18 protein-coding genes are annotated in these 19,893 nt (G+C 69.0%); 9 read left to right on the top strand and 9 right to left on the bottom strand.

The window, feature by feature from the left end:
* Positions 1 to 204: 204 nt before the first annotated feature.
* Positions 205 to 1,695 (bottom strand): M20 family peptidase, encoded by a 1,491-nt coding sequence (locus tag HNP48_RS23525; RefSeq protein ID WP_184861649.1) that lies wholly within the window; start codon positions 1,693 to 1,695, stop codon positions 205 to 207.
* Positions 1,696 to 1,801: 106 nt separating this feature from the next.
* Between HNP48_RS23525 and HNP48_RS23520 the strand changes: the two genes are divergently transcribed.
* On the top strand, positions 1,802 to 2,767 hold the full coding sequence (locus HNP48_RS23520) for a LysR family transcriptional regulator (RefSeq protein ID WP_184861647.1): 966 nt from the start codon (positions 1,802 to 1,804) through the stop codon (positions 2,765 to 2,767).
* Here the strand turns inward: HNP48_RS23520 and HNP48_RS23515 are convergent.
* Both HNP48_RS23515 and lgt read right to left on the bottom strand, forming a co-directional pair.
* The gene (locus tag HNP48_RS23515; protein WP_184861645.1) at positions 2,745 to 3,797 is read right to left on the bottom strand and encodes a serine hydrolase; all 1,053 of its coding nucleotides are present in this window, start codon (positions 3,795 to 3,797) and stop codon (positions 2,745 to 2,747) included. The two genes, HNP48_RS23520 and HNP48_RS23515, sit on opposite strands and share 23 nt — an antisense overlap.
* Before the next feature lie 7 nt (positions 3,798 to 3,804).
* On the bottom strand, positions 3,805 to 4,644 hold the full coding sequence (gene lgt / locus HNP48_RS23510) for a prolipoprotein diacylglyceryl transferase (protein WP_184861643.1): 840 nt from the start codon (positions 4,642 to 4,644) through the stop codon (positions 3,805 to 3,807).
* Positions 4,645 to 4,856: 212 nt separating this feature from the next.
* On the opposite strand from lgt, the gene bfr reads away from it, so the two are divergent.
* Complete coding sequence (bfr, locus tag HNP48_RS23505; protein WP_184861641.1) at positions 4,857 to 5,324, top strand: bacterioferritin; 468 nt, start codon at positions 4,857 to 4,859, stop codon at positions 5,322 to 5,324.
* Positions 5,325 to 5,376: 52 nt separating this feature from the next.
* Here bfr and HNP48_RS23500 read toward each other — a convergent pair whose 3' ends face one another.
* Positions 5,377 to 6,645, bottom strand: coding sequence for a hypothetical protein (locus HNP48_RS23500; RefSeq protein WP_184861639.1), 1,269 nt, complete (start codon positions 6,643 to 6,645; stop codon positions 5,377 to 5,379).
* Positions 6,646 to 6,904: 259 nt separating this feature from the next.
* Between HNP48_RS23500 and HNP48_RS23495 the strand changes: the two genes are divergently transcribed.
* Together HNP48_RS23495 and HNP48_RS23490 are read left to right on the top strand one after the other, a co-directional pair.
* Positions 6,905 to 7,918: a GlxA family transcriptional regulator gene (locus HNP48_RS23495; RefSeq protein ID WP_184861637.1), complete on the top strand. Its 1,014-nt coding sequence runs from the start codon at positions 6,905 to 6,907 to the stop codon at positions 7,916 to 7,918.
* Positions 7,919 to 7,966: 48 nt separating this feature from the next.
* Complete coding sequence (locus HNP48_RS23490) at positions 7,967 to 9,136, top strand: MFS transporter (protein ID WP_184861635.1); 1,170 nt, start codon at positions 7,967 to 7,969, stop codon at positions 9,134 to 9,136.
* Here the strand turns inward: HNP48_RS23490 and HNP48_RS23485 are convergent.
* On the bottom strand, positions 9,133 to 10,080 hold the full coding sequence (locus tag HNP48_RS23485) for a LysR family transcriptional regulator (protein WP_184861633.1): 948 nt from the start codon (positions 10,078 to 10,080) through the stop codon (positions 9,133 to 9,135). The two genes, HNP48_RS23490 and HNP48_RS23485, sit on opposite strands and share 4 nt — an antisense overlap.
* Before the next feature lie 159 nt (positions 10,081 to 10,239).
* Here HNP48_RS23485 and ilvD point away from each other — a divergent pair, with 159 nt between their 5' ends.
* Complete coding sequence (ilvD, locus tag HNP48_RS23480; RefSeq protein WP_184861631.1) at positions 10,240 to 11,946, top strand: dihydroxy-acid dehydratase; 1,707 nt, start codon at positions 10,240 to 10,242, stop codon at positions 11,944 to 11,946.
* 79 nt (positions 11,947 to 12,025) lie between these two features.
* On the opposite strand, the gene HNP48_RS23475 is transcribed toward ilvD, so the two are convergent.
* Both HNP48_RS23475 and HNP48_RS23470 read right to left on the bottom strand, forming a co-directional pair.
* On the bottom strand, positions 12,026 to 13,708 hold the full coding sequence (locus tag HNP48_RS23475) for an amidohydrolase family protein (protein ID WP_184861629.1): 1,683 nt from the start codon (positions 13,706 to 13,708) through the stop codon (positions 12,026 to 12,028).
* Between the two features lie 93 nt (positions 13,709 to 13,801).
* Positions 13,802 to 14,707: an amino acid ABC transporter substrate-binding protein gene (locus HNP48_RS23470; protein WP_184861627.1), complete on the bottom strand. Its 906-nt coding sequence runs from the start codon at positions 14,705 to 14,707 to the stop codon at positions 13,802 to 13,804.
* Positions 14,708 to 14,959: 252 nt separating this feature from the next.
* Here HNP48_RS23470 and HNP48_RS23465 point away from each other — a divergent pair, with 252 nt between their 5' ends.
* The 3 genes from HNP48_RS23465 to HNP48_RS23455 are packed head-to-tail and all read left to right on the top strand — an operon-like array spanning position 14,960 to position 18,141.
* Positions 14,960 to 16,264, top strand: a complete 1,305-nt coding sequence (locus HNP48_RS23465) for an FAD-dependent oxidoreductase (RefSeq protein ID WP_260420348.1) — start codon at positions 14,960 to 14,962, stop codon at positions 16,262 to 16,264.
* Positions 16,261 to 17,217: an ornithine cyclodeaminase family protein gene (locus tag HNP48_RS23460; RefSeq protein ID WP_184861625.1), complete on the top strand. Its 957-nt coding sequence runs from the start codon at positions 16,261 to 16,263 to the stop codon at positions 17,215 to 17,217. Before HNP48_RS23465 ends, HNP48_RS23460 begins: the two co-directional genes overlap by 4 nt.
* Before the next feature lie 51 nt (positions 17,218 to 17,268).
* Positions 17,269 to 18,141: a LysR family transcriptional regulator gene (locus tag HNP48_RS23455; protein WP_184861623.1), complete on the top strand. Its 873-nt coding sequence runs from the start codon at positions 17,269 to 17,271 to the stop codon at positions 18,139 to 18,141.
* A 147-nt stretch (positions 18,142 to 18,288) separates the two neighbouring features.
* Here the strand turns inward: HNP48_RS23455 and HNP48_RS23450 are convergent, their stop codons facing one another.
* Entirely contained in the window at positions 18,289 to 18,531 is a 243-nt protein-coding gene (locus tag HNP48_RS23450; RefSeq protein ID WP_184861621.1) for a TIGR04438 family Trp-rich protein, read from the bottom strand.
* A gap of 119 nt (positions 18,532 to 18,650) precedes the next feature.
* On the opposite strand from HNP48_RS23450, the gene HNP48_RS23445 reads away from it, so the two are divergent.
* Positions 18,651 to 18,956, top strand: a complete 306-nt coding sequence (locus HNP48_RS23445) for a c-type cytochrome (RefSeq protein ID WP_184861620.1) — start codon at positions 18,651 to 18,653, stop codon at positions 18,954 to 18,956.
* Between the two features lie 96 nt (positions 18,957 to 19,052).
* On the opposite strand, the gene HNP48_RS23440 is transcribed toward HNP48_RS23445, so the two are convergent.
* Positions 19,053 to 19,523, bottom strand: coding sequence for a LapA family protein (locus HNP48_RS23440; protein WP_184861619.1), 471 nt, complete (start codon positions 19,521 to 19,523; stop codon positions 19,053 to 19,055).
* Positions 19,524 to 19,893 lie beyond the last annotated feature (370 nt).

The raw sequence follows: 19,893 nt of genomic DNA, 5'->3' as shown, positions 1-19,893 counted from the left end.
CGCAAGCCGTTCTACGCTGCAGCGTGGGTCTGGCTGGCGCAGGCCCGCATGCTCTTGGGGCGGCTCAAATAGGTTTCTTCTACACCCTCTTGGCGGCCCAAGAGAAAGTTACTGCGCCGCCGGGCGCACATCCCGGCCTCCGCCCTCAAAACAAGAACAGAAGCAACCATGCCCAGAAGCACAAAAAACCAGGAAGCAACCCCCTCAAGGCTTGGCCCCCACCTGGCTGACCTGCCCGATCAGCCGGTGGTAGAACCGAATCGCATCCGCATAGTTGGCGATCTGCAAACGCTCGTTGGTACCGTGAAAACGCTTCAGGTCTTCAGAGTCAGCACGCACGGGCGAGAACTTGAAGATGTGGTCGCTGATGGCACCGTAGTGCTGCGAGTCGGTACCCGCAACCATCAGGCCCGGGGCCACCAGCACGTCAGGAAAGATCTCACGGATGGTCTGGTTGAGCAGGCGGTACTGGGTGGAATCGGTGGGCGCGACCTTGGAGGCGTCCACCGCGCCGGGCAGCGTGCTCAGCTCGTACTGCGCGGTGGGCGCGCTGATCTTGCTGCGCATGTGCTCGATCACCTGCTCCTTGCTGTCGCCTGGCAGCAGGCGGAAGTTGACAGTCGCCTCGGCGCGGCCGGGCACCACGTTGTCGCGGTTGCCGGCGTTCACGATGGTCAGCGCCGTGGTGGTGCGCAGCATGGCATTGGTGCTGGCAGCGCCTTCGAGCTGCTTTTGCACCACGGGGCGGAACAGCCACAGGTTGGACAGCACCACGCGGTTCACGCCGCCCATCTCGGGCGCGAGCGTGTCGAACAGCTCGCCCGCCACGCCGCGGATGCCACCGGGCATCTGCTCCGCGTCCAGCCGGCTGAGCGCATCGCTCATCATTGCGATGGCGCTGCTGCCCTTGTGCGGCGGCATGGACGAGTGCCCCGGCGTGCCCGACATCTTCATCACCACCGACATATAACCCTTCTCGGCCACGCCGATCACGGCAGCGGGCTTGGAGAGGCCGGGCATCACGCCGTCCAGGATCAAGAGGCCCTCGTCGATCACGAAGTCCAGGCGCACCTTGCGCTCTTGCAGCAGCGCGGCGATCTTGGCGGCGCCGCGCAGGCCGCCCACCTCTTCGTCGGCGCCAAAGGCCAGGTAGATGGTGCGCTGGGGTGTGAAACCGCTGGCCAGCAGCATTTCCACCGCCTCCAGCTGGCTCATGAGGTTGCCCTTGTCGTCCCAGGAGCCCCGGCCCCAGACAAAACCGCCCTCGATGGCGCCCGAGTACGGGGGCTGGGCCCAGTCGCCCTCGGTGCCGGGGGCCACGGGCACCACGTCCTGGTGGGCCATGAGCATCACGGGCGCGGCCTTGGCATCGCTGCCGGGCCAGGTGTAGAGCAGACTCAGCTCGCCGACCACCTCGCGCTTCAATTTCGCATGCACCAGCGGAAAGCGCTGCTGCAGCAGCGCGTGGAACTGCAGGAACTGGCCGGCATTGGCGTTGGCATCGTCGCGCGAGGATTCTGTGCGCAGGCGCACGGCCTCGGCCAGGCGGCCGGCCACGGCGGCATCGTCCACGGGCAGTTTGGCGATGGGCGCCACCTCCAGCTGGCGTGAGCCCTTGCGCGCGGTATTGATGCCCAGGGCCACGGCCAGCAGCAGCACCAGGGCCAGCAGCCCGAGCAGAAGTTTCTTGATCATGTCGCTCGCGTCTCTTTCTTGTGGGTGAGGGTCTGGGGCGCATGCTAAATCGGTAACCAAATGTTGGTCCAATGCATAATTCAAGTCGTTTTGTTCGATTTTCCGCATGAGCACCACCATCGCCCAGCTGCGCCACTTCATCGCCCTGGCCGACAGCGGCAGCTTCACGCGCGCGGCCGACAGCACGCGCCGCTCGCAGGCCGCCTTCAGCCGCAGCATCGCCATGCTGGAGGCGCACCTGGGCGCGGAGCTGGTGGAGCGCAGCGGCCACCGCAACGCCCTCACCCCCATAGGCCGCACGGTGCTGGAGCATGCGCGCCAGGTGGTGGCGCAGGCCGATGAACTGCACCAGGTGGTGCGCCACCAGGTCAGCGGTGAAACCGGCTCCGTGCGCCTGGCCATGAGCGCCACGCCGCACGCCCTGCTGGCCCCGCGCCTGCTGCGCCTGGCAGCGCGCGACGCGGGGCGCATGCGACTGCAATTGAGCGGCGGCCCCCAGTCCCACCAGATCCAGGCGCTGCGCGACCGCACGCTGGATGCCCTGGTGACGGACTACCACTCTCTGCCCGGCTCCCACGCCGACCTCGAGGTGCACAGGCTGGTGCAACTGCCCACCGGGGTGCTGGTGCGCCCTGGGCACCCGCTGGCCCAGCGCCAGCCGCTGGCGTTTGCCGAGCTCACGGAGTTCCCCGTGGCCTGCACGGGCATGAGCGCGGCCGTCGGGCGGCTGCTGGTGCAGCGCCTGGGCATGCAGGCCCACCCCGAGGTGCTGATCAGCCTGGCCAGCGAATCCGTGCCCGATCTGCTGGATGTGGCCTGCCACACGGATGCGCTCTACATGGGCGTCATGGCCCCGGCAGCCGCCCTGCTGGCCCAGGGGCGGCTGGTACCGCTCGACATCCCCACCCAGGGGCTGGAGTCGCACATCGCCTGGGTGCAACGCGTGGCGCGGGCCCCCAACCCGGTGCTCGACGGCCTGCGCCAGCAGGTGCTGGGCTGGCTGCAGGAGGCAGGTTCGGAATCGATGAGCGCCGCATCGGCGGCCAGTGTCAGCCCAGCAGCGGCGACCTGAACACCGGGTGCTCGCCTGGCAGCACCTGCTGCGCCAACGGCACGGCCAGGGCCATGCCTTGGTCGCTGTTGGTCAGCAGCACGAAGCCATCGCGCGTGGTGGGCGAGAGCATGGCGAAATTGCGAAAGCCCGGGTTGTTGCCCCACTGCCAGAGCATGGGTCCGGCGGCGGTGCGTTCGATGCCCCAGCCGTAGCCCCATTCCAGCCCCAGCGCCTGGTCCACCACCACGGGGGCCGATTGCACCAGCGCGGTCAGCCGCTCGTCGGCCACGAAGGCCGCCAGCAGGCGCGCAAAGTCGCCCGCCGTGGTGTACAGCGAGGCAGCAGCCACAGGAACATTCCAGCGCAGGCCACCAGCAGCCGCGCCGTTGCCATGCACGGCCCGGCCTTCGTAGGCGCCGGTCCAGACCATGCTGGAATCGCGCATGCCCAGGGGCGCGAAGACCTGGGCCTGCATCCACTGAGCGATGGGCGTGGCGGTGACGGCCTCGATCACTGCCTGCAGCAGCACATAGCCTTCGCCCGAATAGCGCCAGCGCTGGCCGGGCGCAAAGGCAGGGGCCAGCGCGCCGCTGGTCCAGTTGGGCAGGCCCGAGCTGTGGTTGAGCAGGCTGGCCACCGGGATGCGGGCCAGCGTGCCGGCGGGCACGGTATCGCTGGCATCACCTGGCGCACGCCGCAGCGCATGCTGGTAGTGCACATAGCCCTGCGGCAGGTAGTGCGCAACCGGCGCCTGCAGGTCCAGCTGGCCCGCAAGCACCAGGCGCAGAGCCCCATAGGCGACCACGGGCTTGGTCAGCGACGCTGCCTGGAAGATGGCGTCCGGGGCTGCGCTGCAATGGCCGGCCACCGCGGTCGGCTGCACCTGGCCGGCGCGCAGCGTGGCAAACGCCGCGGCGCAGACACCCAGGCTGGCAACCACCTCGGCCACGGGCCGGCCCTGGTGGCGCGCAAGGTCCGCCGCGCACGATGCCAGCAGCGGCGAGGCAGCGGCACCGGTCAGCAGGAGCTGGCGGCGGGTGATGGCCACGGACCGATCAGGGCTTGGAGGTGGTGAGCGCCGGCGCGCCGCCCTCGCGTTTGGCGGCCCAGAGCCACATGGCGATGCCGGCCACGATCATGGGCACGCACAGCCACTGGCCCATGCTCATGCCCAGCGAGAGGATGCCCAGGTGTGCATCGGGCTCGCGGAAGTATTCGGCAATGAAGCGGAATGCGCCGTAGCCGATCAGGAAGGCGGCCGCGACCTGGCCCTGGCGGCGCTCACGGCGCGGGTACAGCCACAGCAGCACGAAGAGCAGCAGCCCTTCGAGCAGGAACTGGTAGACCTGCGAGGGATGGCGCGGCAGCATGGAACCGCTCTGCGGGAACACCATGCCCCAGGGCAGGTCGGGGCTGGCAAAACGGCCCCAGAGCTCGCCGTTGATGAAATTGCCCACCCGGCCTGCCGCCAGGCCCGTGGGCACGCAGGGTGCCACGAAGTCGGCCACCTGCAGCCAGGGGCGCTGGCGCGAATGCGCGAACCAGAGCATGGCCACGATCACGCCCAGCAGACCGCCATGGAAGGCCATGCCGCCCTGCCACACATAGAAGATCTCCAGCGGGTGGCTCAGGTAGTAGGCGGGCTTGTAGAACAGGCAGTAGCCCACCCGGCCGCCGATCACCACGCCCGCCACGCCCAGGAACAGGATGTCCTCGACGTCCTTGCGCGTCCAGGCGCCCGGGCCGGTGAGGGAGGCAAAGGGCTGGTGCCGCAGCCGCGCAATGCCCAGCAGCATGAACAGGCCAAAGGCCGCCAGGTAGGTCAGGCCGTACCAGTGGATGGCCAGCGGGCCCACTTGCAGGGCGATGGGGTCGATTTGGGGGTAGGTCAGCATGTTGGGCGGTATTGTGCCCTTGCCCCGCGGCACTTGCCGGGGCGGCATCCCCGCACGGAGTGGGGGCAGCGCAGGCGAGCGCCTCGGCAGCCTGGTGCCACATCAATGAGAACGCTTCTGATCCCTGTACGCATGCAGAGCGACACCCCGGGGTTTTCCCCCACAAAGGCCCCTGGGCGCGCGATACTTCTGGCTGTAACAAGGAAAAGAACATGCAGGGCAACCCACAAGTCGTCGACTACTTCAAGGATCTGCTGCGCGGTGAACTGGCTGCGCGCGACCAGTACTTCGCGCACTCGCGCATCTACGAGGACCAGGGCTTCATCAAGCTCTACACCCGCCTGGACCACGAGATGCAGGAGGAAACCCAGCACGCCGATGCGCTGCTGCGCCGCATCCTCTTCCTGGGCGGCCGCCCTGACATGCGCCCCAAGGAATTCACCCCCGGCGAGACCGTGCCCGAGATGCTGCGCAAGGACCTGGCCACCGAGTACGAGGTGCGCACCGCCCTGCGCGACGGCATGGCCCTGTGCGAGAGCGTGGGCGACTATGTGAGCCGCGACCTGCTGCTGGCCCAGCTGCGTGACACCGAGGAAGACCACGCCTACTGGCTCGAAAAGCAGATCGGCCTGATCGACAAGATCGGGCTTGAAAACTACCTGCAATCCCAGACCGCCTGAGTTGCGGGCCAGGCCTTGCCAGCGCCACCACCGTGCGGCGCGAGCAGGGTCTTCAATGAAGGGCCGGCCCTTCGTCTTCGTAGTAGTGCCGGGCCTCGCCCCAATCCCCCGGGGGCGCGAAAAGCCGCCCCTGGTCGCTGTGGGCCTGCGCCGGCTCCAGCATGCCGGCCATCTCCTGCGCAAAGCTGCGCAACGAAATGAACTCGCAGGGAATGCGCTGGAACAGGGCCTCGCTGACCCGGTAGACCCCGTGTTCCAGGTCTTCGGCGTCGTTGGAAAGCTGCAGGGCGGTCACGCCGTCCATCAGGGCCACGGCATGGATTCCGAGCGACGCGAAGTGCGATACCAGCACCTTCATGTCGACATAGACCAGCAGCTGGAAGACCCCCTGCATGAACAGCACGGCATGGCCGGCGCTCATGGACAGGGTGAAGGGCTGCATCGGTATCCAGGCGGTTTCGGGCGTCACCTGCACCGACATGGTCGATTTCGGCACCCGCTGGTGCAGCGTCTGCAGGCAGTCCGGGTGGCTGCGGTAGTGGTCATTGCGCACGGCCACGTAGCGCAGGCCGGGCTCGGGCGAGGCCTGGGCGATTCCGGACTCCATGGCCTGGCGCACGCAGTCGTTCAAATGCGCCTTGTGCGCCATGTCGTGCGCGCTGCCCCCGGGCACGCTCGCGGTGCCCTGGCGCGCCAGCAGCGCAATGGTGCGCCGCAGTGCCTCCTGCTGCAGCCTGCCCGCAGGGCCCCGGTGCACGAAGGACTTCAGGTCCAGCGGCTGGGGCTCGCCCCCCGCCAGGACGCACAGATCGCCCTGCCCCAGCATATTCGTCACATCGGCCAGGAGCACCGGGATGCCCATGCCGATGCCCAGCTTCAGGGCCCGGTAGCGGCTGCGAAAGCTGTCCTTGCGCGCGAGCAATCCGGGGCGCTCCTTGGCATGGGCCTTTTGCGCGAAGTAGAAGTACCGGTGGCGCAGGGGTGCCTGGTAGGTCGCCGCAATGCCATCCCCGAAGCAGCGGTACAGAAAGCGCAGTTGTTCGAGCGCATCACAGCGCTCCTGGATCTTCAGCACCAGGTCCCGCGTCTCGCGCGCCTTCTCCCCGATCAGGCGCTCGCGCACCAGGCGCTGCTTCAGGCGCAGCCGGGCATCCTGCAGGCGGCTGTGGCTCAACTCCGACCTGGCGATGCGGCGGAGCAGCAGTTTCTGCAATTCAAGGACCGGCCCAACCCGCCCAGGGTCGCCCTGGATGGTGCCCAGCAGCTGCGCCGCCTGGAGAAAGCACTCCATCTCTCGGGGAAACCGCAAGGGGAAAGGCATTCACAGTCTCCTAAAGCGTGCAGTGGACAGGTCTCGGCCGGGTTGCGGGCCCCGGCTTGCCGACCCCATTGGTTGCAGGATAGCGCCTGAGCCCCGGCACTGACCAGCAAATTATGGATATTTGACAATCCGCCCCGCACCGGGGCTGGAGGCACCTCCGGGGCCGCCCTTTGCCCCTCCAGCGACCTCTCGGCACACTGGCCATATCTGTGGGCTGATTGTCATTGCAGCCACACCCGCAAACGCCGACACTGGCGCCATGCCCCAGCCCACCCGCACCATTGCCTGCCTGCTCTACCCCGGCGTGATGAGCCTGGACGCCGTCGGCCCGATGCAGGTCTTCGGCTCCGCCAACGCCGAGCGCGCGGGCCACGGGCTGGCGCCGGCCTATGCGCTGCGCCTGCTGGCCGAGGCGGCGGGGCCGGTCACCACCTCGGCAGGGTTTGCGCTGGTGGCCGATGGCAGCTGGGCCGCCACCGACCCCGCCAGTCTGGACACGGTGCTGGTGGCGGGCGGTGATGGCGTGGCCGACCAGCTCGGCCACGCCGGCATGCTGCAGTGGCTGCGCCATGCAGAACCCCGGGTGCGGCGCCTGGGCTCGGTCTGCTCGGGCGCCCTGCTGCTGGCCCAGGCCGGCCTGCTCGACGGCCTGCGCGCCACCACGCACTGGTGCCGCGTGGAGCGCATGCGCCGGGACTACCCCGGGGTGCAGGTCGATGAGGACTGCCTGCACACCTATGACGCGGCCCACCCTGTCTACAGCCACCTCTTCACCTCGGCCGGCGTGACGGCCGGCATCGACCTGGCCCTGGCGTTGGTGGAGGCCGACCTGGGCCGCCCCATGGCCCTGGCCGTGGCACGGCGGCTCGTGATGTTCATGCGCCGCCCGGGCGGCCAGGCCCAGTTCAGTGCACTGCTGGCGCCCGAGACGCGGCATGCGCCGCGCCTGGCCAGCCTGCTCGAATGGATCCCCACCCAGCTGGGCAGCGACCTGTCGCTCGATGCCCTGGCCGAGCGCGCCTGCATGCCGCCGCGCACGCTGACCCGTGTGTTCCAGCGCGAGCTGGGCACCACGCCCGGCCGCTATGTGGAGCGCGTGCGCGTGGAGGCCGCCTCGGCCCTGCTCGCCCAGGCCCAGGCTTCGGTGGCCACCGTGGCGCGGCTGTGCGGCTTCGAGCACCCCGAGAACCTGCGCCGAAGCTTCCACAAGCACCGCGCGGTGAGCCCGCAGGCCTATGCCCAGCGCTTCGGCACGGGCGCGCTGGCCGACTGACTTCCAACCTCCTTGCGCCAGAACGGCGCCCCACCGAAAGCCACCACCATGCTGCTTGTGCGCAATGCTTCCGTTCGCCTGTTGTTCGCGGGCCAGGCCCTCTACTGGGGCTGCTCCATCATCGGCATCACGCTCACCTCCATCGTGGGCGCGCGGCTGGCGCCCTGGCCGGCGCTGGCCACCCTGCCGCTGGCACTGCTGGTGCTGGGCAACCTGCTGTCGGTGCAGCCGCTGTCGCTGTTCATGCAGCGCCAGGGCCGGCGCGCGGGGCTGCAGGCAGGGGCCTTGTTCGGGGTGGCAGGCGGCCTCGTCAGCATGCTGGGCGTGCAGTGGGGCAGCTTTGCCGTCTTCTGCCTGGGCACGTTGGCCATCGGCGCCTACCAGGCCTCGTCGGGCTACTACACCTATGCGGCGCTGGAGGCCGTGGACCCGGCGCAGAAAGGCCGTGCCGCCGCCTGCGTGGTGGCCGGCGGCCTGTGCGCGGCCGTGTTCGCGCCGCCGCTGGCGCTGTGGTCGCGCAACCTGCTGGCCACGCCGCTGGCCGGCGCCTACCTGGCGATCGCAGCCCTGGCGGCGCTGGGCTGGGTGGTGATGGCGCGGCTGCGCGAGGGCGTGGCGCCCAAGCCGGCGGCGGGCGGCATCGCGGCCATGCGTGCCCTGCTGGCACGCCCCGGCCTGCGCGCCGCCGTGGTGATGGCGGCCATCGGCCATGGGCTGATGATTCTGGTGATGAACGCCACCCCGCTGGCCATGGAGGTCTGCGGCTTCTCGGCCGCCTCGGCGGCCTACGTCATCCAGTGGCATGTGATCGGCATGTTTTTCCCTGCGCTGTTCTCGGGCACGCTGGTGGACCGCTTTGGCAGCCGCCCGGTGGCCGCCGTGGGGGCCGCCTGCCTGGCCGCCAGCGCGGTGGTGGCGCTGTCGGGCATTTCGTTCACCGAGTTCCTGGCCAGTTCCCTGCTGCTGGGCACGGGCTGGAACCTGATGGTGATCGCCGGCACCACGCTGCTGGCCGAATCCCATGCGCCCGAAGAGCGCGGCCAGGCCCAGGCGCTGATGCAGCTGGCCAATGGCAGCGTGGCGGCGGCCATGTCTTTTGCCTCGGGCGCCCTGCTCACCGGCGTGGGCTGGACGGCCATCAACGCCGTAGCCTTGCCGCTGCTGGCCATTGCCGCAGGGCTGCTGTTCGTGCGCGGGCGCGCTACGGCCGCCGCCTAAGCCGCGGCCGAGCGCTCGCGCACGAAGTCGACAAAACGCGCCAGCGCCGGGTTGTTCAGCCCGGCGGGCCAGACCAGGCTGGTCTCGCACACGGGCAGCGGCGGTGTGGCGCCGGCTTTGGATTGGGCCTTGGCAGCGAAGGCATCACCCGCCCGGTAGACCACGCCCTCGCGGCGGAACTGGGTCACGCTTTCGGGCACCCAGGCCACGCCCAGGCCGCCCCACACCAGGTTGACGATGGTCTGCATCTGGATGGCCTCCTGCGCCACCACGGGCACCCGCCCTGCCGCGTGGTAGAGCGCAAAGATGGCATCGTGCAGCGAGGGCACGATGCGCCGCGGAAAGATCACCAGCGGCTCGGCCAGCACCGCAGCCAGGTCGAGGCGCGGCGCCTGGGCCAGCGGGTGGCGCTCGGCCAGGGCCAGCACCAGCGGCTCTTCGGCCACGGGCAGGCGCGCCAGCTCGGGCGGCGCGGCGCCGGGCGAATGCAGCACCAGCCCGGCATCGAGCTCGCCGCGCGCGAACATGGCGCGCTGCACGTCGCCCGTGGCCTCCACCAGTTCCAGCGCCACCTGGGGGCACAGCACGCGGAAATCGCGCACCCACTCGGGCAGCCGCTCGAAGCCGATGGTGGAGACAAAGGCCAGCCGCACCCGCCCCACCTCGCCCGCCGCCGCGGCGCGCGCCCGCACCGGCAGCGCCTGTGCGCGCTCCAGAAAGTCGCGCACATCGGGCAGCAGGGCCTCGCCCGCCGGGGTCAGCGCCACGCGCCGGCGCGTGCGGTCGAACAGCACCACGCCCAGCGAGCGCTCCATCTGCGCAATCGCCTGGGTCAGCGGCGGCTGCGTCATGTGCAGGCGGATGGCGGCGCGGCCGAAGTGCAGCTCCTCCGCCACGGCCACGAACTGGCGCCAGGCGCGAACGTCGATCAGGGTTTCCTTCATGGCGCGGGTGACTCTGTAATATGTTTTGCATATTAATCGAGGCGATGAAAGGGATTGGAAACGCAGCGCCAAACCCCGCATACTTGCACCCCGACAGTTTGGCCCCGGCGCACCCGGGTTGCCCACCACAACGAGCCCCCTCACGAGGAAGACGACACCATGGCAGACAGCAAGACCATCCCGATCCAGCCCATCAACCGCCGCAGCGCCAACATCACCCAGGGCAAGTCGCGCGCGCCCAACCGCTCCATGTACTACGCCATGGGCTACGAGGAAGGCGACTTCGTCAAGCCCATGGTCGGCGTGGCCAACGGCCACAGCACCATCACCCCCTGCAACAGCGGCCTGCAGAAGCTGGCCGACGCCGCCATCGCCGGCATCGAGGAAGCTGGCGGCAACGCCCAGGTGTTCGGCACGCCCACCATCTCGGACGGCATGGCCATGGGCACCGAAGGCATGAAGTACAGCCTGGTGAGCCGCGAAGTCATCAGCGACTGCATCGAGACCTGCGTGGGCGGCCAGTGGATGGACGGCGTGCTGGTGGTCGGCGGCTGCGACAAGAACATGCCCGGCGGCCTGATGGGCATGCTGCGCGCCAACGTGCCCGCCATCTACGTGTACGGCGGCACCATCCTGCCCGGCAGCTACCAGGGCAAGGACCTGAACATCGTGAGCGTGTTCGAGGCCGTGGGCGAGAACGCCGCCGGCAAGCTGAGCGACTTCGACCTGAAAGAGATCGAAAAGCGCGCCATCCCCGGCACCGGCTCGTGCGGCGGCATGTACACCGCCAACACCATGTCCAGCGCCTTCGAGGCCCTGGGCATCAGCCTGCCGTATTCGTCCACCATGGCCAACCCGCACGACGAGAAGATGAACTCGGCCAAGGAATCGGCCAAAGTGCTGATCGAGGCCATCAAGATGGACTTGAAGCCCCGCGACATCGTGACCAAGAAGGCCATCGAGAACGCCGTGGCCGTGATCATGGCCACGGGCGGCTCGACCAACGCCGTGCTGCACTTCCTGGCCATCGCCCACGCTGCGGGCGTGGAATGGGACATCGACGACTTCGAGCGCATCCGCAAGAAGACCCCCGTGATCTGCGACTTGAAGCCCAGCGGCAAGTACCTGGCCGTGGACCTGCACCGCGCCGGCGGCATCCCGCAGGTCATGAAGGTGCTGCTCAAGGCCGGCCTGCTGCACGGCGACTGCATCACCATCAGCGGCAAGACGGTGGCTGAAGTGCTCCAGGACGTGCCCGACGTGCCGCGTGCCGACCAGGACGTGATCCGCAACATCGACAACCCCATGTACGAGCAGGGCCACCTGGCCATCCTCAAGGGCAACCTGAGCCCCGAAGGCGCCGTGGCCAAGATCACGGGCCTCAAGAACCCCGTGATCACCGGCCCGGCCCGCGTGTTCGACGACGAGCAATCGGCCCTCGAAGCCATCCTGGCCGGCAAGATCAAGGCCGGCGACGTGATGGTGCTGCGCTACCTGGGTCCCAAGGGCGGCCCCGGCATGCCCGAGATGCTGGCCCCCACGGGCGCCCTCATCGGCGCCGGCCTGGGCGAGAGCGTGGGCCTGATCACCGACGGCCGCTTCTCCGGCGGCACCTGGGGCATGGTGGTCGGCCACGTGGCGCCTGAAGCGGCTGCCGGCGGCACGATTGCCTTCGTCAACGAAGGCGACAGCATCACCATCGATGCGCGCCAACTGCTGCTGGAGCTGAACGTGCCTGAAGCAGAGATCGCCAAGCGCCGTGCCGGCTGGACGGCACCCGCACCGCGCTACACGCGTGGCGTGCAGGCAAAGTTTGCCTTCAACGCATCGAGCGCGAGCAAGGGTGCGGTGCTGGACGCGTTCTGACGCCCAGGTCGATTACATCGATCCTCCATAAAAAAAGCCCGCGGCCTCTTCAGGCCGCGGGCTTTTTCTTTGGGCTGGCTCAGTGGGCGTGGTCGTGGGTCGCAGCCAGGCCGCTCGGCGGCACCACCTTGGCCGTCTTCATCGACTGCGCACTGCACAGCCCTTCGCGCGTCTTGCGCAGCAGCACCTGCCCTGCAGCCACGCCCGTGGCCTGGTCGTTCTGCACCACGGGCTTGCCGTTGACCATGGTCAGCACCACGCCTTCGGACAGCAGGGTCGGCGCGATGTAGGTGGATCGGGCCTTGAAGCGTGCGGGGTCAAACACCACGATGTCGGCGAAATGCCCGGCCTTGAGGCGGCCGCGCTCGGCGATGCCCAGCAGGTCGGCCGTGAGCGCCGTGCTGCTGCGCACGAACTGGCCGATGGAGATGTGCTTTTGCCGCACCACGTACTCGGCGTACTTCTGCGCGAAGGAGCCTACTGCACGTGGGTGCCCAGCGGACGAGTCCGACGAGGTCACCACCCAGGGGCGGGTCATGAAGGCGCGGACGTCGGCATCGCTCTGGTTGAAGTTGGCGATCTTGACCTCGCTCTCGCGCAACACCTGCACCACGGCGGCCACTGCATCGGTGCCGCTGGCACTGGCGATCTGTTGCAGCGTCTTGCCCACGTACTTCGGGTTGCCCGCGGAGACCAGGATCGCCTCAGGCCCGTTGCGCAGGCGCATGTTCTCGGTGACATCCTTGCGCAGGCGCTCCTGCACCGTGGCATCGTCAAAACGCTTGAGCAGCGCCTCGCGCCCTCCCGCATTGGCCCAGGGCGGCATCACCGCCGCCGAAAGGTTGGTGCTCGACGCGAGCCAGGGGTACTGGTCGGCCGTGACTTTCTGGCCGCTTTGCTGCGCGGCCTCGACCATGCGGATCAGCTCTCCGGCCATGCCCTGCGTGTCCACGCCCAGGGCCTTGATGTGGGCGATGTGCACGGCGATTCCGGTTTCGCGGCCGATGCGCAGGGCCTCGGCAACCGCAGCAGGCAGGCCCTGCCTGGTCTGCTCGTTGCGGATGTGGCTGTCGTACAGGCCTCCGTGCGCGGCAGCCACCTTGGCCAGCTCGATCACCTCTTCGGTGGTCGAGAAGTTCTGCGGAGTGTAGTACAGCCCGGTGGACAGGCCGAGGGCCCCCTGGCACATGGCTGCATCGACCAGTTGCTTCATGGTCGCCAGCTGCGCGGCCGTGGGCGCCGCGTTGGCATTGGCCAACTGGCTCTGGCGCACAGGGCCGAAGCCCACGAACATGGCGACATTGGTGCCCGGCGGATGGGTGCGCAGGCGCTGGGCCTGGCCGGCGATGTCGTAGCCGCCGAAACCGTCGTTGCCGATCACCGCGGTGGTCACGCCCTGGGTGAGAAAGGGCAGGTTCATCCGCTTGTCGGCCGAGTCGGACAGCAGGTCCCCATCGGCATGGGTGTGGGCGTCGATGAAGCCCGGCGCCACCACCATGCCCGGCGCATCGATGGTCTGGCGCGCCACCGTGCCGGCCGGGGCCTTGCCGACGAAGACGATGCGCTCGCCCGCCACACCCACATCGCCTGAGATCGGCTCGACACCGTCACCGGTGTAGACCGCTGCACCGCGGATCAGGTAGTCGACCACGGGGGGCACGACGGGCGTACCGCCCGGGCTGCTGCAACTGCTCAGGGCGCCGGCGCCCAGCAGGGCGCCCAGGACCACGGTCAGCCGGTGTCGGGGTTTGGATGGGGTCATGGAGATCACGCAATCGTTGGAAAGAGAGAGGCCGCACGGCCCCCATGGGCCGCACTGGCGCATCAAAAGGAAGTGCGGGCAGGCCGCCCGGGATCACTGCGGGGCCGGTGCTGCCGGGCGGTCGCTGAATTCCTTGAGGTTCTTCTTCAGCTCGGCGCTCATGGGCACGTTCAGCGGCACATTGCGCGGCGGGATGGGCTGCAGGAACCACTTGTCGTAGAGCTTCTCGAACTCGCCGCTCTTCATCAGCGAGACCAGCGCGGCGTCGACTTCCTTCTTGAACTCGGGGTCGTTCTTGCGCAGCATGATGGCGTAGGGCTCGACCTGCAGCGCCTCGCCCACGATGGTCCATTCGGCCGGGTTCTTGGCATTGGCCACCAGGCCGTAGAGCAGGATGTCGTCCATGGCGTAGGCATCGGCCCGGCCGCTTTCGGCCAGCAGGGCGCCGTCGGCATGGTCCTTGGCCAGCAGCATCTCGGTGTCCTGGCTGTTGTCCTTGAAGTACTTGCGCAGCACCTGCACGTTGGTCGTGCCGCTGGTGGTGGCCAGCTTCTTGCCCTTGAGGTCGGCCAGCGAGCCGATGCCCGAAGTCTTCTTCACCATCATGCGCGTGCCGGTGTAGAAGTAGTTCACCGCAAACTCCACCTGCTCACGCCGCGCCACGTTGTTGGTGGTGGAGCCGCACTCCAGGTCCACCGTGCCGTTCATCACCAGCGGGATGCGGTTCTGCGAGGTGACGGGCTGGCGCTCGATCTTCAGGTCGGGCCGCTTCACCTTGGTCTTGAGCATCTCCACGATGCGGTCGCAGATCTCGATGCTGAAGCCGATGGGCTTGGCGTCGTTCAGGTAGCTGAACGGCACCGACGAGTCGCGGTAGCTCAGGTGGATCACCCCGGTCTGCGCCATCTTGGCCAGCGTGGACTGCGGCTGGGCGAACGAAGCAGACAGGGCGGCCAGCGACAGGGCGGCGCCCAGGGCGGTGCGGGTCCAAGGGGTCATGGGGTGCTCTCCGAAAAAAGGTGTGACAGGTCTGTGAACGCTTGCAATGTACGGGCCCGGCCGCCTTGCCGCGAGTAGCAATTTCGCCATGGTGTATGCCTTGGCGGCATGGGCCTGAGGGCACCTTTCTGGTGCAAAGACCTCCCCTCGGGCGCGTATGCCGCCAGGGCATGGCCCATTGGCATTCCGGCAATCGACGCCGCGGCCATCCACGCCGATGATGCGCCCTCTTTTCATCCCAAGGAGCAGGCGTTGTTGCGTATTGCAGTGATCGGTGGCGGTATCGTGGGCCTGGCGACGGCACGGGCCCTCATTGGCAAGGGCCACGAAGTGGTGCTGCTGGACCAGGGCCCCGGCCCGGCCGCGGGTGCCAGTGCCCAGAACGGCGCGCAATTGAGCTATGCCTATGTGGCGCCGCTGGCAGCACCCTCCATCTTCGCGCAGCTGCCGTCGCTGCTGCTCTCGCCGACCTCGCCACTGCGCCTGCGCCCCGGCCTCGATCCCGCGGCATGGAGCTGGTGCCTGCAATTCATGGCCGCCTGCACCCAGGCCCGCGCCGATGCCGGCACGCGCGAGCTGCTGCGCCTGGCGGCCGACAGCCGCGGCGCCTTCGAGCGCTGGCGCGCGAACATCCCCGCTGCACGCATCGAGCATGCCTCGCAAGGCAAGCTGGTGCTCTACCGCAGTGCGGCGGGCCTCGCGTCGGCCGCCCGCCAGGTGCAGCTGCAGCAGGCCATGGGCGGCCCCCTGCAGCAGGTGCTGACGGGCGCGGAGTGCTGCGCCCGCGAACCCGCCCTGGACCCCGCAGCCCCCCTGGCGGGCGGCATCTGGACCCCGAGCGAGGAGGTGGCCGACTGCGCCAAGGTGTGCGCCGCGCTGGCCGATGAGCTGGCCAGCGGGCCGGGCTTCACGGCGCTGTGGGGCCACCGCTTCCTGCGCTGGGAGCGCCAGGGCAATGCCCTCACGGGCCTGTTCGCCGAGCACGATGGTGTGCAGCAGCGCATTGCCTTCGATGCCTGCGTGGTCGCGGCCGGCGCGCAGACCCCCGGCCTGCTGCGCCCGCTGGGCGTGGGTGGCAGCGTGCCCATCCAGCCCCTGAAGGGCTACAGCATCGACGTGGCAGCCGAGCACATCGTGCGCATGCCCGCCACCAGCCTCACCGACACGGCCACCAAGACCGTGTTCGCCCCGCTGGGTGCAGGCACCACGCGCCGGCTGCGCGTGGCCGGCTTTGCCGAGCTGGTGGGGCAGGACACGCACATCGACCACGGCCGCATCGCGCTGCTGCTGGAGAGCGTGCGCACGCTGTTCGGCCTGCGCAGCGCACCGACCGACCTGCACCCCTGGGCTGGCCTGCGCCCGGCCACGCCCACCGGCCTGCCCTGCACCGGCCGCGCCGGTGGCATGCGCAACCTGTTCGTGAACTCGGGCCAGGGGGCCCTGGGCTTCACGCTGGCCTTTGGCTCGGCCGACCGGCTGGCCGCCGATTTCGAGGGCAGCGCACCGGTCTCCCGCTTTTCCTCTTCTTCGGCCGCGCTGGCGGCAGGCAACGCATGATCCACCCGAACCCACCGACCACCGCCCTCCCCTTCGTCGACGACGCCTTCGTGGCCGCGCACCTGACCGTGCCCGCGGTGCGCGAGTCCATCGCCCGTGCCTTCGCCAGCCTGGCGGCCGGCACGGCCCAGATCCAGGCGCGCACGCGCATCGAGTGCGGCGCCTTCCGGCTGAGCGCCATGGGCGCCGTGTGGCTCGATGAAGGCCTGGCCGCCGTCAAGACCTATGGCACCGTGGCGGGCCGCTTCGACTTTGTCTGCAACCTGTTCGACACCGCCACCGGCCGGCCCCTGGCCACCGTGCAGGGCAACGAGATCACGCGCTTTCGCACGCCAGCGCTGTCGGTGCACGCCGTATCGCGCCTGGCCACGGGCCGCCGCGTGCTGGCCCTGTTCGGCACCGGCGTGCAGGGCGCGGCCCACCTGGACGCGCTGATGGCCGAGCAGCCCTTCGACGAAGTGCGCGTGGCCGGCATGGGCGACATCAGCGGGTTCTGCGCTGCCGCAGCCCAGCGCTGGCAGCGGCCGGTGCACGCCATGGCGGCCGACGCCGCTGTCGACGGGGCCGACGTCATCGTCACCGCCACGCGCTCCAAGACGCCCGTGTTCGACGGCAGCCGGCTGAAACCCGGCGCCACCGTGATCGCGGTGGGCACCAGCCTGCCCACGGGCAGCGAACTCGACGACGCCACCCTGGCGCGCGCGGCACGCCTCATCGTGGAATGGAAGCCCCAGAGCCTGGCCGAGGCCGGCGAGGTGGTGACCGGCCTGGCCCACGGCGTGCTGCCGCCCGAGCGCATCGTCGATCTGGTGGAACTGGGCGCGGCCGACGCGCGCTGGCGCCAGTCCGACAGCGAGATCGTGGTCTTCAAGTCGGTGGGCGTGGGCCTCACCGACCTGGCTGCCGCCGCCCTGGTCTGGAAGGCCTGGCAGGCGCAGCACGGCGGCGCCTGACGCATCCCGTTCTCCGGCACAGGCGCCGCGCGCCTGTTACGCTTGGTGCCCATGTTCCGCATCCGCCACATCGAGATCTTCTATGCCGTGATGCGCGCGGGCACCGTCAAGGGCGCCGCCGACACACTGCACATCACCCAGCCCGCGGCCTCGCGCCTGCTGCAGCAGGCCGAGCAGAGCATCGGCGTCACGCTGTTCCAGCGCGTGCGCGGCCGGCTCACGCCCACCGTGGAGGCCCAGCGCCTGTTCCCCGATGTGGAGCAACTCTTCGGCCAGCTCGACGCCGTGCGCCGCAGCGCCGCCAACCTGGGCGCCGGCTCCGAGACCGTGCTGCGCCTGCTGTGCGTGCCCGGCCTGTCGATGGAGGTGCTGCCCCAGGCCCTGGGCCGCTGGAACCGCACCTACCCCGGCGTGCGCCTGACCTTCCGCACCCTGCACTCGCGCCAGATCGCCGATGCCATCGTGCGCCGCGAAGCCGACCTGGGCTTTGCGCTGGAGCCCTCGAACCACCCCGCCGCGGTGGACCTGCCCATCGGCCGCGGCCGGGTGGTCTGCGTGGGCCGGGACCTGCCCGAAGGCCCCATCCCCCTGCAGGCGCTGGGGCACCACCCGCTGATCGACCTGGACCCGGCCGACCCCATCGGCCGCCAACTGCACATGGCCTACGACGCCCACGGCGTGACGCCCGCAGCGCGCATCACCACCGCCAGCTACCACGCGGCCATCGAGATGGCCGCCCAGGGCCTGGGCTGGGCCCTGGTGGACAGCTGGTCCGCCTGGCACGCCCGGCGCCATCCGGGCCTGCAGGTGCAGCCCCTGGCGCCCGAGGTGGGCACGGTGGCCTATGCGCTGCGCTCACGCGACCTGCCCTGGAGTACGGCCGCAGGAGCGCTGGTGGAGGAGATGGGGCGGGCGCTGGGGTGACCTGGCTGGCCTGCCGTTGGCGCGAAAAGAAAAAAGCCCGCACCCCAATGGCACGGGCTTTGTCGTCATGGAGTGAGAAACGGGCACCCTTTCAGGCTGCCCGCCCCCGTGGCCGGGTACAACCGGGCCCTGAAAGCCTGCAACGGGTCAGCGCGGCTTGCGCGGCGCCATGCCCAGCGCTTCCTTGTGCTTGTTGATACGGGCTTGCTTTTTCTCTTCCATGCGCTCCATGGCCTTGCGCTTGGTGTAGCCGGTGCCATCGGCCCAGGCCCACCAGGCGATGGTGGCACCATAAAAGCCCAGGATCACCCACCACGACATATTGGCCACGGGTCCGATTTCCAGGTATTTGAGGGCCGACAGGATGACGGCGATGGCGAGCAGGTACATGGCATTCTCCAATCAATACGGTGGCGCAGGGGCTTGGCGGCCTGCGGGGCCGGGGTCAACCCAAGTCACTACAATTCCGTTAAAAGAACTGTAACCCAACCCACAGGAAAATCCCCACCATGAAGCGCACTCTGATCACATTGGCTCTTTCTCTGTCGGTGGCAGGCCCCGCCATGGCCGATCTGGCTCTGGCCACGGCCAAGAGCTGCATGGCCTGCCATGCCATGGACAAGAAGGTGGTGGGCCCCTCCTACAAGGAAGTGGCCGCCAAGTACGCCGGCCAGAAGGACGCCGTGGACAAGCTCGCGGGCAAGATCATGAAGGGCGGCGGCGGCGTCTGGGGCCCCGTGCCCATGCCCGCCAACGCCCAGGTCAGCGAGGCCGATGCAAAGAAGCTGGCCGCCTGGGTGCTGACGGTCAAGTAAGCTGCTGCGATCCCCCCCAAAAAACAGCCGCCCCTTGCACAGGGGGCGGCTGTTGCATTTTGGGGCCAGGCCGCAGGCCTCGCCCCGTGGTTGTTTCTACACGAGGTGCATGTCCGCCCCGCGTGCGCGCAGCTGCTGCTCCAGCTGGCCCACGTAGGCGGCCGTGGTGTTGTCCGACTCCTGGGCACGCGCAGCCAGGCGGGTTTCGAGGTGGTCGATGCGCGCCAGCAGCGCAGCGTGCATCTGCTGGTGCTGCGCCTCCAGAAAGCTGCGCAGCTCGGTGAAGCGCGAGGCCTCGGCCTTGTCGGCCAGTTCGCGCTGGGCCTGCAGTTCCTTGGTGTGGCGGCGCGTTTCCAGCAGCACCGAACCCTGCAGCGACAGCACATAGGCCACGCCCACGATGGCCAGCAGCGCGGTGAGGCCCAGCATCACCAAGCCCAGGGGCGCCTCCAGGGTGGTCACCCCCAGGGACACGGCCACAGGGGCAGACAGCGCACCCCAGTTGAGCACGGCCAGGGCGGCGATGGCCAGCATGGTCAGTACCAGCACGATGGATCGCAATTGCATGGAAACCTCCGTTCGTTCGTTGCGTCGTGGCGCCAGGGCCGCGGTGGGCACTGGCGCGTGGATTGAACGGGTTGTAACCCATGCAGGGCGGCAAACACAGCCTTTGCAGCGGTTTGCCGAAGCTGTCCTACAAGGGAGGCTGCCGGCCCGCGAAATGCAGGCCGGCAGCCGGTAGAAAAATGTTGCGAAGCATCCCGAAACGAAAAAAGAGAGGGAGGGAGATACAGCGCTTCGGGAGGGCAGTTGGCCCCAGAGAACCGAAAGGCTTCGCAACGTCAAAACCAGGAAGGTTCGCGCCAGGCGCGAACGAACAAGTCCAATTGTAAGGGAGCCGGACCCGGGAAGCGCAATCAGGCACCGTGTGCGCGGT

The organism is Acidovorax soli (assembly GCF_014207955.1).
GTDB lineage: Bacteria > Pseudomonadota > Gammaproteobacteria > Burkholderiales > Burkholderiaceae_C > Acidovorax > Acidovorax soli_A.
Note: the sequence above shows the minus strand (reverse complement) of the source record. Positions and strands in the feature narration are given on the sequence as shown.

What these genes read in the sequence shown, in the direction of transcription:
- HNP48_RS23525 (WP_184861649.1), bottom strand. Translation starts at nt 1,695, where the DNA reads ATGATCAAGAAACTTCTGCTCGGGCTGCTGGCCCTGGTGCTGCTGCTG.
- HNP48_RS23520 (WP_184861647.1), top strand. Translation starts at nt 1,802, where the DNA reads ATGAGCACCACCATCGCCCAGCTGCGCCACTTCATCGCCCTGGCCGAC.
- lgt (WP_184861643.1), bottom strand. Translation starts at nt 4,644, where the DNA reads ATGCTGACCTACCCCCAAATCGACCCCATCGCCCTGCAAGTGGGCCCG.
- bfr (WP_184861641.1), top strand. Translation starts at nt 4,857, where the DNA reads ATGCAGGGCAACCCACAAGTCGTCGACTACTTCAAGGATCTGCTGCGC.
- HNP48_RS23500 (WP_184861639.1), bottom strand. Translation starts at nt 6,645, where the DNA reads ATGCCTTTCCCCTTGCGGTTTCCCCGAGAGATGGAGTGCTTTCTCCAG.
- HNP48_RS23495 (WP_184861637.1), top strand. Translation starts at nt 6,905, where the DNA reads ATGCCCCAGCCCACCCGCACCATTGCCTGCCTGCTCTACCCCGGCGTG.
- HNP48_RS23490 (WP_184861635.1), top strand. Translation starts at nt 7,967, where the DNA reads ATGCTGCTTGTGCGCAATGCTTCCGTTCGCCTGTTGTTCGCGGGCCAG.
- HNP48_RS23485 (WP_184861633.1), bottom strand. Translation starts at nt 10,080, where the DNA reads ATGAAGGAAACCCTGATCGACGTTCGCGCCTGGCGCCAGTTCGTGGCC.
- ilvD (WP_184861631.1), top strand. Translation starts at nt 10,240, where the DNA reads ATGGCAGACAGCAAGACCATCCCGATCCAGCCCATCAACCGCCGCAGC.
- HNP48_RS23475 (WP_184861629.1), bottom strand. Translation starts at nt 13,708, where the DNA reads ATGACCCCATCCAAACCCCGACACCGGCTGACCGTGGTCCTGGGCGCC.
- HNP48_RS23470 (WP_184861627.1), bottom strand. Translation starts at nt 14,707, where the DNA reads ATGACCCCTTGGACCCGCACCGCCCTGGGCGCCGCCCTGTCGCTGGCC.
- HNP48_RS23460 (WP_184861625.1), top strand. Translation starts at nt 16,261, where the DNA reads ATGATCCACCCGAACCCACCGACCACCGCCCTCCCCTTCGTCGACGAC.
- HNP48_RS23455 (WP_184861623.1), top strand. Translation starts at nt 17,269, where the DNA reads ATGTTCCGCATCCGCCACATCGAGATCTTCTATGCCGTGATGCGCGCG.
- HNP48_RS23450 (WP_184861621.1), bottom strand. Translation starts at nt 18,531, where the DNA reads ATGTACCTGCTCGCCATCGCCGTCATCCTGTCGGCCCTCAAATACCTG.
- HNP48_RS23445 (WP_184861620.1), top strand. Translation starts at nt 18,651, where the DNA reads ATGAAGCGCACTCTGATCACATTGGCTCTTTCTCTGTCGGTGGCAGGC.
- HNP48_RS23440 (WP_184861619.1), bottom strand. Translation starts at nt 19,523, where the DNA reads ATGCAATTGCGATCCATCGTGCTGGTACTGACCATGCTGGCCATCGCC.